General features: G+C 52.4%; 10 protein-coding genes. All 10 read right to left on the bottom strand.

What is annotated here, in order from left to right:
* Positions 1-54: 54 nt before the first annotated feature.
* The 10 genes from K2184_RS27410 to K2184_RS27365 all read right to left on the bottom strand — a co-directional run bounded on the left by K2184_RS27410 (position 55) and on the right by K2184_RS27365 (position 11371).
* Positions 55-1710 carry a two-partner secretion domain-containing protein gene (locus K2184_RS27410; RefSeq protein ID WP_439237807.1) on the bottom strand — a complete coding sequence of 552 codons (1656 nt, stop codon included), beginning with the start codon at positions 1708-1710 and terminating at the stop codon, positions 55-57.
* Between the two features lie 63 nt (positions 1711-1773).
* Complete coding sequence (locus tag K2184_RS27405) at positions 1774-3444, bottom strand: ShlB/FhaC/HecB family hemolysin secretion/activation protein (RefSeq protein WP_047720152.1); 1671 nt, start codon at positions 3442-3444, stop codon at positions 1774-1776.
* A gap of 297 nt (positions 3445-3741) precedes the next feature.
* Complete coding sequence (locus K2184_RS27400) at positions 3742-4467, bottom strand: amino acid ABC transporter ATP-binding protein (RefSeq protein WP_004100186.1); 726 nt, start codon at positions 4465-4467, stop codon at positions 3742-3744.
* Entirely contained in the window at positions 4467-5141 is a 675-nt protein-coding gene (gene gltK, locus K2184_RS27395) for a glutamate/aspartate ABC transporter permease GltK (protein ID WP_004100190.1), read from the bottom strand. Before gltK ends, K2184_RS27400 begins: the two co-directional genes overlap by 1 nt.
* Positions 5141-5881, bottom strand: a complete 741-nt coding sequence (locus K2184_RS27390) for an amino acid ABC transporter permease (RefSeq protein ID WP_004111387.1) — start codon at positions 5879-5881, stop codon at positions 5141-5143. Before K2184_RS27390 ends, gltK begins: the two co-directional genes overlap by 1 nt.
* A 163-nt stretch (positions 5882-6044) precedes the next feature.
* Positions 6045-6956 carry an amino acid ABC transporter substrate-binding protein gene (locus K2184_RS27385; RefSeq protein ID WP_004100196.1) on the bottom strand — a complete coding sequence of 304 codons (912 nt, stop codon included), beginning with the start codon at positions 6954-6956 and terminating at the stop codon, positions 6045-6047.
* 366 nt (positions 6957-7322) lie between these two features.
* Positions 7323-8861 (bottom strand): apolipoprotein N-acyltransferase, encoded by a 1539-nt coding sequence (gene lnt, locus K2184_RS27380; protein ID WP_070557474.1) that lies wholly within the window; start codon positions 8859-8861, stop codon positions 7323-7325.
* A gap of 22 nt (positions 8862-8883) precedes the next feature.
* The gene (gene corC, locus K2184_RS27375) at positions 8884-9762 is read right to left on the bottom strand and encodes a CNNM family magnesium/cobalt transport protein CorC (RefSeq protein WP_017146349.1); all 879 of its coding nucleotides are present in this window, start codon (positions 9760-9762) and stop codon (positions 8884-8886) included.
* A 98-nt stretch (positions 9763-9860) separates the two neighbouring features.
* Positions 9861-10328: an rRNA maturation RNase YbeY gene (ybeY, locus tag K2184_RS27370; protein WP_004100202.1), complete on the bottom strand. Its 468-nt coding sequence runs from the start codon at positions 10326-10328 to the stop codon at positions 9861-9863.
* Positions 10325-11371 carry a PhoH family protein gene (locus K2184_RS27365; protein ID WP_004100205.1) on the bottom strand — a complete coding sequence of 349 codons (1047 nt, stop codon included), beginning with the start codon at positions 11369-11371 and terminating at the stop codon, positions 10325-10327. Before K2184_RS27365 ends, ybeY begins: the two co-directional genes overlap by 4 nt.
* Between the last annotated feature and the right edge of the window lie 90 nt (positions 11372-11461).

Raw genomic sequence — 11461 nt, 5'->3', positions numbered from 1 at the left:
GGGTCTGACGGCGCTTAGTGCTGAATTCACTATCGGCGAAGGTGAGTTGATGGCTCATGATGTCCCTCTGGGATGCGCTCCGGATGAATATGATGATCTCATATCAGGAACTTGTTCGCACCTTCCTTTGATGGTGTTGTAGTTGGTGATATTAGCATTATTTAGCGTCTTCAGAGTCAAATCTCCGCTCGCAGAGATTTGCCCTTCATTAAGAATGCCGTTGGCCGCGCTAATAGTGTTATTATAGCCATCGATTGTTGCTCTGTTGCGAACATAATTACTTTCAATATTTAGTGACTTCCCATAAATATAATAAACATTGTCTAAAGCATTACTTTTAATCGATAACGAGTTTTGACCAATGATATCACCCTCCTGATCCAATCTTCCGTTAGTGATAATCGTTACATCATTGCCGGAAATACGTCCTTTATTAAATATTACCCCCGAATTGATTTTTTCATCCTTTTTAGATTGCACGGTCAGAGTGGAATGACCCCGGAGCTCACCGGTGACTTTGAGTTTATCGCCGCTGAATTCGACGTAGGTTATATTGCCGCGCATTGAACCTGCGTTGTCAATATTGTTGGCGGAAACCGTTAACTGACCATCGGAAACGGTATTTGAGCCCTTACGGGTGGTGAGATTGCCCCCGCTGGCTACGGATAACAATTGCGTTCCCTTCATCGTGCCGGCGTTAACAAGATCGCCGGTCGCGCTGATGGCAATCTGTTTACTACTGGCAATTGTGCCTTCATTGGTCAGGGTGCCCACACTACTGACCTGCGTAATGTAAGCAGTACTATTAATTGTACCTGTATTTTTCATATCGCCTAAAGATGCCATTTTAGCCATAAGGCCGTTCGTGTTGATGGAACCTTCATTAATCAGTGAGCCAAAGCTGGTCATGGCGAGAGCGGTGTTTGCGGTAACGGTGCCTTTATTACGGACGCCGAGACCAAAGGTATTACCCACCATACTGATACTATTGGCCTTGATACCGCCCAGGTTGCTGATATCAATGCTGTATTCTGGAAAGATCATCTGCATAACCGTTGCTGTTTTACCCAGGGAGTTCATTTCCCCAGTCTGGTTATTATACGTAAAATTGCCCGCGCCGACGGCTGCACTGGCGGCGGTCACGGTGCCGTTAATCGCAATGGCATCCGCAAGCAGGGCGGCATAGTTAGTGGATGCGTTCATACCTTTATCACCGATGGTGATTTTCCCTTGCGTGACCGTATAGCTCTCAATTGCGCCGGTATCGCTCAGGTTGACCTGGCCTGTGGTAAGTATTGCGTTGTTGGTGTTGATAAAACTGCACCCGGAGCAGGTGATGCCGTTGGGGTTGGCGATCACGACATCGGCTTTTTGCCCGTTAACTTCGATAAAGCCCTGTAGGTTACTCATTTTATTGGAGGTGACTTCATTCAAAATAACGGAAGCGCTGCCGTTGGTCAGATTATTATTCTTTGCGATATTACCGTGAGTGCTGTGGTTCACGTCGCTGGCGCTATTGTTTAAAATAGTGCCGTTAGGGCCGACGTTGAATTCGCGATATAAGTTATGCGAGACGCCTGCGGCATTAGGCGCTTCAATATCAATAACATTTGCCCCTGACCTATGCGTATAGCTTGACGGGTCGGCATAAACAACGGATGAGCTTAGCGCTGCCGCCAGCGCAACATATGAAACCTTGAATTTAAACATGTAATTTATTCCTTTAAATATAAAAAAATGAATCAGTAAATAGCAGTAATGCGCGGATGAAAACTAATACCTCCACTGTAATGAAAAGCCCATATTCATGGCATCGCTATGAAAGTCATCAGGTTTACTGATAGGCGTGCCGATAAAAAAGTCATATTGCGTTGATGCTATTTCTCCACGGATCCCGCCGACTGCGCCAGAAAGGCTTTTCCCTTGCTGCGCGCGCTCGTTGCCGATGATTCTGCCGAAATCGAGGCCAAGATATAACTGCCGGTCGGCAGTAGGTATATTCCAGCTAAAATCGTTACGCCAGTACCAGCCCTGATTGGCCGATAGCGTATTTTCGCCGTCAAAACCGCGAATCGTCCAGCGATTGCCGATATTAAACTGGTTGTCCGAAGATAATATATCCGGGCTGAACTGGGCATGGAAACGCGGCATCCAGCTAAATTTATCGCCGGTTGCGGCAAACTGCATTAATGCCTGAATATCGGCATGCACGACGCGCGAATGGCGGCTGTATAAACCGGCTTTTTCCTCTGGCGTAGGCACGGAGCTGAGCCACGGAAGGCTGCGCTGAATACCCACGCTGGCGTCGACAATTTTATTGTTAAAATAGCGCTGGTGGCGCAGGGTAAATTCCCAGACCGGATTCTGTTTGCGCATAACGTAAAGCTCATCGCCGCCAAAAAAGTAGTGTGAACTGCTTTTCGCTATGCGCAGATCGGCGGTCGTTTTTTGCTGTCGGGTGTGTGAAAGCAGGCGGCTAAGGGTCGCGCTGTAATAACGGTTTTTACTTTTATAATCGATGCTTGACCATCTTCCTTTAAACAGCTGGCGGTACTGGCTGTAGGAGCCGTACATGCTCAATGACCAGTAACCAAAAGGTACGGAGTAGTAAAGGTTGCCGTTATGGTTGCCGTCGTTGTGCTGGTTGAATTCAACGTCGCCGCCTGCCGAGATGGACAGAATATCGTTCAGTGAGGATAAATCGTACAGGTACAGCGCGCCGCCGCCCTGATAGCGCCCGCTGGCGCGGCTACCGGCATCATCAAGCCAGGCGCCAACCTGCCACTGTTTATCCGTTACGCGGGCGATTTCAATATCGCTCTCGCCGATATGTTCCCCCGGCCGCAGTTTCATATGGGCGCTGGCGCCAGGCTGGCGTTGCAGGTTAGCCATCCCTTGTTCAAGATCGCTAAGGCGCAGGATCTTACCGGTATGCGTGGGCATCGAGGTCCACAGGTTCGTCGTGGCGCTATTCGGCGCAAAAGCAATATGCCCCGTTTTGCCATAAACAAGCGTTATCTTCAGAATGCCGCCTTCTAATGACTGGGACGGAACATCGATCAGGGAAGTGATATACCCTTGCGTTATCAGCTCATTTTGCAAAGCGGTCGTCAGCAGACGAATTCCTTCCACACCTAAACAATGGCCAATCGCCTGGGAGGCGATCTTTCCGAGGAGGGCGGTGGTTTTTGCTTTGTCCTCGGAAGCAATATCAACTTGCGTGATATATCTGCAGGTCGCTTCTTCGGGAAATATTAAAGTTTGCGTTTTTACATGGCTACGAGAGGATTGGTATTGCTGCTGATGGGGCATTAATGCGCTTTCACGGGCTTTATCCTGTTCAACCTGGTTTACCGTTGCGGCCTCAATACCCGCGCGGGCAGTAAAACAGGTGAGCAGATTTAAACACAAAATAATGGCCAGGCTGTTGGTATTAGTCCACATGAAGCAATATCCGTTTGTTTCATTGAGTGAGATTATTATTAATAGCTATGCGCGGTCGGAAATAGCCAGCGACGTATGGCAAGTCGATTGAAATATTATTTTTAAATAATTCATACTCCGGGGGGATTATTACGAGAGGCTGTATGCTAACGATGCCGTGGCGGTTTATCCATTCACCGGCCCCTGAATTCTTTGTGAAATATTTACTTCACGTTGTGAAGCTGACGCCTTGAGATGAAGTGATTGAAAGGGGAAGAGCTGCGGGCGCGCACGGTGATATCGTGCGCGCCGCAGAAGTTAGTGCAGAATTTTGGCGAGGAAGTCCTTGGCGCGTTCTGATTGCGGGTTAGCAAAAAACGCTTCTTTATCGGCGTCTTCGACTATTTTACCTTCATCCATAAAGATGACCCGGTTGGCGACCTTACGAGCAAAGCCCATTTCATGGGTAACCACCATCATGGTCATCCCTTCATTCGCCAGTTCAACCATAACGTCCAGCACTTCGTTAATCATCTCAGGGTCAAGCGCGGAAGTGGGTTCATCAAACAGCATGGCGATGGGGTCCATGCACAGCGCGCGAGCGATGGCCACGCGCTGCTGTTGGCCGCCCGAGAGCTGAGCGGGGAATTTTTCAGCATGGGCGGAAAGCCCCACGCGTTCCAGCAGCTTTAGCCCTTTTGCTCGAGAAGCTGCTTTATCGCGATTGAGCACCTTAACCTGCGCCAGGGTGAGGTTATCAATAATCGATAAGTGCGGGAACAGCTCGAAATGCTGGAATACCATCCCGACCCGCGAGCGCAGTTTGGCGAGATTGGTCTTTTTATCGTTGACGGTGGTGCCGTCGACGATGATTTGACCTTGCTGGATGGGCTCCAGGCCGTTGACGGTTTTAATCAGCGTTGATTTACCCGAACCCGAAGGCCCACAGACCACCACCACTTCGCCTTTTTTCACTTCCGTGGAGCAATCGGTCAGCACCTGAAAGTGACCATACCATTTTGAAACATTTTTCAGGGTAATCATTACACAGTCCTTTTCTTCAACCAGCTGACCAACAGCGATGCGCTGAGGCTAATAACAAAATATACGGCGCCTGCGAACAGCACCATCTCCACCTGGGTTCCGTCACGTTCGCCAATCGTCGAGGCGGTGCGGAAAAAGTCGGCCAGGCTCAGGACATAAACCAGCGAGGTATCCTGGAACAGGACGATGCCCTGAGTCAGCAGCAGCGGTACCATGGCGCGAAACGCCTGCGGCAGGATCACCAGCTTCATAGATTGCCAGTGGGTCATGCCCAGCGCCAGCGCAGCGCTGGACTGGCCGCGGGAGATACTCTGAATACCGGCACGAATGATTTCCGAGTAGTAAGCCGCTTCAAACATGGAAAAGGCGATCATCGCCGAAATCAGCCGGATATCGGTTTTCGGCGACAGGCCAAGCACGTTCTGCAGGAAACCCGGGACAATCAGATAAAACCACAGCAGTACCATTACCAGCGGAATAGAACGGAAGACGTTAACGTAAGTTTTGGCAAACCACGCCAGCGGCAGGAAACTCGACAGGCGCATCACGGCCAGAATCGTCCCCCAGACAATCCCGATAACAATCGCGGTCACGGTGATTTTTAACGTGATGACCAGTCCAGCCAGCAGGTATGGCATGGAAGGGATAATAGAACTCCAGTCAAAATCGTACATTATTTACCCCCCATATTGCCCGGCAGGCGGACCTTACGTTCGACCACGTACATGATCAGCATGATGACGGCGTTGATAAAGACGTAGGCGAGGGTGATGGCGGTAAACGATTCCCAGGCATGGGCCGAGTAGTCCAGCAGCTTACCCGCCTGCGCGGCCATATCGGCAAGTCCAATGGTGGAAGCGATGGCCGAGTTTTTCACCAGGTTCATCATTTCAGAGGTCATTGGCGGCACGATAACGCGGTAGGCGTTGGGCAGCAGCACGTAACGATAGGTTTGCGGAAGCGTCAGCCCCATCGCCAGCCCGGCATTTTTCTGGCCGCGCGGCAGGGACTGGATGCCGGAACGAACCTGTTCGCAGACGCGAGCGGCGGTAAATAATCCCAGACACAGCATCGAAGAAACGAAAAACTGAATATTAGGGTCCAGCTCGGACTTAAACCACATGCCGATATTTTCCGGCAGCAGTTCAGGCACCACCAGATACCAGGTGAAAAACTGCACGATAAGCGGAACGTTACGGAACAGCTCAACGTAACAGGTACCGATAGTCGAGAGTAGACGATTAGGGACGGTACGGAGAATACCGAATAGCGAGCCTACGAAGAAGGCGATAATCCAGGCCGTGACCGACAGCGTAACGGTGACCTGAAAACCACTCCATAGCCAGCCTAAATAGGTAGTATTGCCGAACGGGGCCTGTTGCAGGAATATCCCCCAGTTCCAGTCTATTGACATACATGACTCCTGGAAAAAAAAGGGTAGCAGCGCTACCCTCGAAGATTGTTGCTCAGCCTGTTTCGGTATTCGCGGCCGCTGGGGAACGACCAGCCGCCGTATAGTCTGTCCGCGCCGTAGCAACAATCGGGAGGGCAGGAGTTCCTGCCCCTTGTTTTTTTAATTAGTTAAGAGCTTTGTCGTTAGGTGATTTGAACAGCGCTTTCATTTCGTCAGAGAGTTCAAAATTCATATTCAGGTTTTTTGGCGGAATAGGATTTTTAAACCACTTGTCGAACCATTTTTCGGCTTCACCGGAGGTCTGCGCCTGGGCTACCGTCTCATCAACCAGCGTTTTGAACTGCGGATCGTCTTTACGCAGCATACAGCCGTAAGCTTCCTGAGATTGCGCCGTGCCGACGATCTCCCAATTATCCGGCTTCTTCGCCTTCGCCCGTTCGCCCGCCAGCAGCGCGTCATCCATCATAAAGGCCACCGCGCGTCCGCTTTCCAGGGTACGGAAAGAGTCGCCGTGATCTTTAGCACTGATAATGCGCATGTTCATTTTTTTCTCGTCATTCAGCTTATGCAGCAGAATTTCGGAGGTAGTTCCGGAGGTGACGACGACGGCTTTATCCTTCAGGTCCGGAAAGTCCTTAATCGCGCCGCCTTTTTTCACCAGCAGACGGGTACCGACAACGAAAATGGTGTCGGAGAAGGCCGCCTGTTTCTGACGTTCAAGGTTGTTGGTGGTGGAACCGCATTCGAAATCATAGGTACCGTTTTGCAGCAGCGGGATACGGTTTTGAGACGTAACCGGGATCAGCTTCACCTGCAGATCCGGTTTGTTTAGCTTTTTCTTGATGGCATCAACGATCGCATTTGAGTAGTCCTGGGAGTAGCCTACGACCTGCTGCTTGTTGTCATAGTAAGAAAATGGAACGGATGATTCACGGTGACCAACGACGATGACGCCGTTTTTGGCAATTTTATCCAGAGTGCTCTGGCCGGTGGTTGCTGCTGCGTCTTCTGCCTGCGCCGCGCCGGCGGTCAGTCCCATGACCAGCATTGCTGCGGCCAGTTTACGTAATTGCATATCCGACTCCTTATCCTCAGCGTCGTTAAACGCTATTGATACCCATTGTGAATGTGTGTGCTTTTTATGGCTGCCGTCTTTGTGTGCAGCATTTGTATGTGTTTGTTAGCATTTAGTTTGGCTTAATGTAAAGATTTTGCTGCTATATTGTTGGTTTTTGCGAGGCGCACCGCACCATTTAAAGGCAAAAATCCCCCATTGCACCAAAATAGCGCTGCCTGATGATCTGTGGTGGTGCAACCGGGTTGTACCCCTCAGGATCGCGTTGCTACAGGAATTTATTAAGCAATGGCCGTGCCAATATGCAACGAAAGGAAGAGATGACCGCGGCGACGAAAGCCGCCGCGGTAGAAGAGAAAGGAGGAATTATTGACGGCGCTGGCGCAGACTCATCAGCAGGGCGCCAAAACCGAACAGGATAGTTAACGCCCACAGCGGCCAGTTTCCCGTACGAGCGTACGGCGTCAGTCCTGTCGTTGGGGTCACTTTGCTGGTTAACACGGCGCGGGTGAACTGCGGGATCATTGCCTGAATTTCACCGCGCGGGCCGATGACCGCGGTGATGCCGTTATTGGTGCTACGCAGTAGCGGACGGGCCAGCTCCAGCGCGCGCATACGCGCCATCTGGAAATGCTGCCACGGGCCGATAGATTTGCCGAACCACGCGTCGTTAGAGATGGTTAGCAGAAAATCCGTGTCCGGGCGGAAGTTATCCCGCACCTGCTCGCCAAGGATGATCTCGTAGCAGATAGCCGCCGTCAGTCGCATGTTATGCGCCACCAGCTGCGGCTGTACGTACGGACCGCGGCTGAAAGAGGACATTGGCAGATCAAAGAATGGCGCCAGCGGACGCAGAATCGATTCCAGCGGCACAAACTCGCCAAACGGCACCAGATGGTTCTTGTTGTAGCGATTCTTTGAGTCGTAGCTGTACGGGTTATCTTTGCCCAGCGTAATAATGGTGTTGTAAGTATCGTAGCGATTACGCGCGTTCAGGCGCGCGTCGACGATGCCGGTAATCAGCGAGCTGTTTTTCGACCGCATCAGGTCATCCATCATACTGAGGAAGCGCTGCTGATTAATTTCCAGATCCGGTATCGCCGACTCCGGCCAGACGATCAGCTGCGATTTGCCCATATGCGGCTGGGTGAGATCCAGATAGGTTTTCAGGGTATTGAGTAGCTGATCCTGGTCCCATTTCATCGCCTGGGGGATATCTCCCTGTACCAGCGAAACCGTGGTCGCGCGCTCCGGCAGCAGCTGATACCACTGAATATAGCGCAGCGGGAAGGGCAGGGCGAACAGCACGCCGGCAGCGACCAGCGGCTTCCAGCTGCGCTGCACGATAGCCAGTATCAGCAAACCGCTGACGATCATCAGCAGGAAGTTAATCGCCTCGACGCCCATAACGGGCGCCAGCCCTTTGAGCGGACCGTCGATCTGGCTGTAGCCAAACTGTAACCACGGAAAGCCGGTCAGCACCCAGCCGCGCAGAAACTCGGTAACCTGCCATATCACCGGGGCGGCGATGGCAACGCGTACCCAGCTGGTTTTTGGCCACAGGCGCGAAAGAATACCGGCAAATAATCCGGTGTACAGAGAGAGATAGGCGGCAAGCAGAACGACCAGGAAAACGTTGACCGGCCCGGGCATACCGCCGAACTGCGCGATACTCACGTAGACCCAGTTAATACCGGAGCCGAACAGCCCTAAGCCCCAGAAATAGCCGATCGCGGCGCTTTGCACAGGACGGCGGTTGAGGGTTAAGCCCTGCAGGCCGATTAATGAAATAATCGCCGCCGGCCAGATGTCATAAGGTGAAAAAGCCAGCGTTCCGCTGGCTCCGAATAAAAGCGCCAGCAGCAGGCGTACGCGCTGGCGTTCAATGAGAGAGGCAAATACCATTTAGGTTAATCGTCCCGTTGGATTAGTCTTCCAGCTTCGGCTGCGGGGCATCATCAGGAAGCTTTACGTGTACCTGAATAATACGTCGGCTGTCGGCCATTGCGACCTTGAATTGGTAACCATCAATGTCGATAGACTCGCCGCGGGCAGGCAGATGACCAAAGGCCTGCATCACCAGACCACCGATGGTATCAACCTCTTCATCGCTGAAGTGGGTGCTGAAGGCTTCGTTGAAGTCTTCGATTGAGGCCAGCGCGCGTACCGTCCACGTATGGCGGCTCAGCTGACGGAAATCGATATCTTCTTCTTCGTCATATTCGTCTTCTATCTCACCGACGATCAGCTCAAGGATATCTTCAATGGTCACCAGACCCGAGACGCCGCCAAACTCATCGATAACGATAGCCATATGATAACGCTGGGAGCGGAACTCCTTCAGCATGCGGTCAACCCGCTTGCTTTCGGGCACGACAACCGCCGGGCGCAACACTTTTTCCATGCTGAAGGCTTCAGCATCGCTGCGCATAAACGGCAGCAGATCTTTGGCCATCAGAATCCCTTCGATGTGATCTTTGTCTTCGCTGATCACCGGGAAACGCGAGTGGGCGGATTCGATGATCACATCGAGGCACTCGTCCAGCGTCTGGTTGCGTTTCAGGGTAATCATCTGCGAGCGGGGGATCATGATGTCGCGGACGCGCTGGTCGGCGATATCCATTACCCCTTCGAGCATATCGCGCGTATCTTCGTCGATAAGGTCGTTTTGCCCGGAATCACGGATCAGCGCCAGCAGTTCATCACGGTTTTTCGGTTCCCCGTGAAAAAGCTGGCTGAGTAACAGGGAGAAGAATCCCTTTTTGCTGTTTACTGTGTCGCTACTGTGTGAATTGTCGTCGCTCATGGCGTCGTATGGGTTCTCATGTTGGTTAAATAGTCGCTCGTCACGCGTATACTCAGCGCCCGGCATAGCGGCCAGTCGCCGGCAAAGCCGGCAACAGGTTATTCCTTCTCGGCAATGTACGGATCCTCATAGCCCAGAGCAAGCATTATCTCCGTTTCGAGGGATTCCATCTCTTCCGCTTCTTCATCAATAATATGGTCATAGCCCAAAAGATGCAGGCTACCGTGGACGACCATATGCGCCCAGTGCGCCTCCAGCGGTTTACCTTGCTCTTGCGCTTCCTGCTCGACCACCTGACGACAGATGACCAGATCGCCAAGCAGCGGCATTTCGATGCCGGGCGGCGCTTCGAAGGGGAAAGAGAGCACGTTAGTCGGTTTATCTTTCCCACGATAGGTCAGGTTCAGCTCGTGGCTTTCCGCTTCATCAACCAGCCGAATCGTGAGTTCCGACTCCTCCTGGAACTGCGGAATAACGCTATCGACCCAGCGCTGAAACAGGGCTTCATCCGGCATTCCGCTGTTATCTTCGCAAGCCAGCTGTAAATCGAGAATGACCTGACTCATTTATGCTCCTGTTCCTGGGCTTCGCGTTTGCGCTCGGCGGCCAGCTCTGCTTTACGTTTCTGGTCTGCTTCTTCCCAGGCTTCATAGGCGTTAACGATACGGGCAACCACCGGATGGCGCACCACGTCTTCGCTATGGAAGAAGTTGAAGCTAATCTCATCGACTTCTGCCAGCACTTCAATTGCGTGGCGCAGGCCCGATTTGGTGCTGCGCGGCAGGTCAATCTGTGTGACGTCGCCGGTAATGACCGCCTTAGAGTTAAAGCCGATACGAGTCAGGAACATTTTCATCTGTTCGATGGTGGTGTTCTGGCTTTCATCAAGAATGATGAACGCATCGTTCAGCGTACGGCCGCGCATATAGGCCAGCGGCGCGACTTCAATCACGTTGCGCTCAATCAGCTTTTCAACTTTCTCGAAGCCGAGCATCTCAAACAGCGCGTCGTACAGCGGCCGCAGGTACGGGTCCACTTTCTGGCTCAGATCGCCGGGCAGGAAGCCCAGTTTTTCGCCGGCCTCAACCGCCGGACGGGTCAGAAGAATACGGCGGATCTCCTGGCGCTCCAGCGCGTCTACCGCTGCGGCGACCGCCAGGTAGGTTTTCCCGGTCCCGGCAGGGCCGACGCCGAAGGTAATATCATGGTCAAGAATATTGGCGATGTACTGCGCCTGATTCGGCGTACGCGGCTTAATCACGCCACGCTTGGTTTTGATATTCACGGCCTTGCCGTAATCCGGCACGCTTTCGGCGCTCTGCTCCAGCACGCGGGCTTCTTTGATCGCCAGATGAATTTGTTCCGGTTCAATATCCTGAATTTCGCCGCGCATCGGTGCGGTATCAACGTACAGACTGCGCAGGATATCCGCCGCTGCGGTGACGCAAATCGGCCGGCCGGTCAGTTTAAAGTGGTTGTCACGACGGTTAATCTCGATGCCGAGACGGCGTTCCAGCTGTTTAATGTTGTCATCAAACGGGCCGCACAGGCTCAGCAGACGGGCGTTGTCCGCGGGCTCAAGGGTGATTTCGCGAGTGTCTGTATTCAAACTGTTCCTCTTATACATTGATAGCCGGAGGGTAGCCGGTCAGGAAATTATTCACGTCATCGGAATATGGCGCAAGCATCGCTGTAGATA

This window comes from Klebsiella sp. K5-306, assembly GCF_051835185.1.
GTDB classification, from domain to species: domain Bacteria; phylum Pseudomonadota; class Gammaproteobacteria; order Enterobacterales; family Enterobacteriaceae; genus Klebsiella; species Klebsiella oxytoca.
This window is presented reverse-complemented; position numbering and strand designations above follow the sequence as displayed.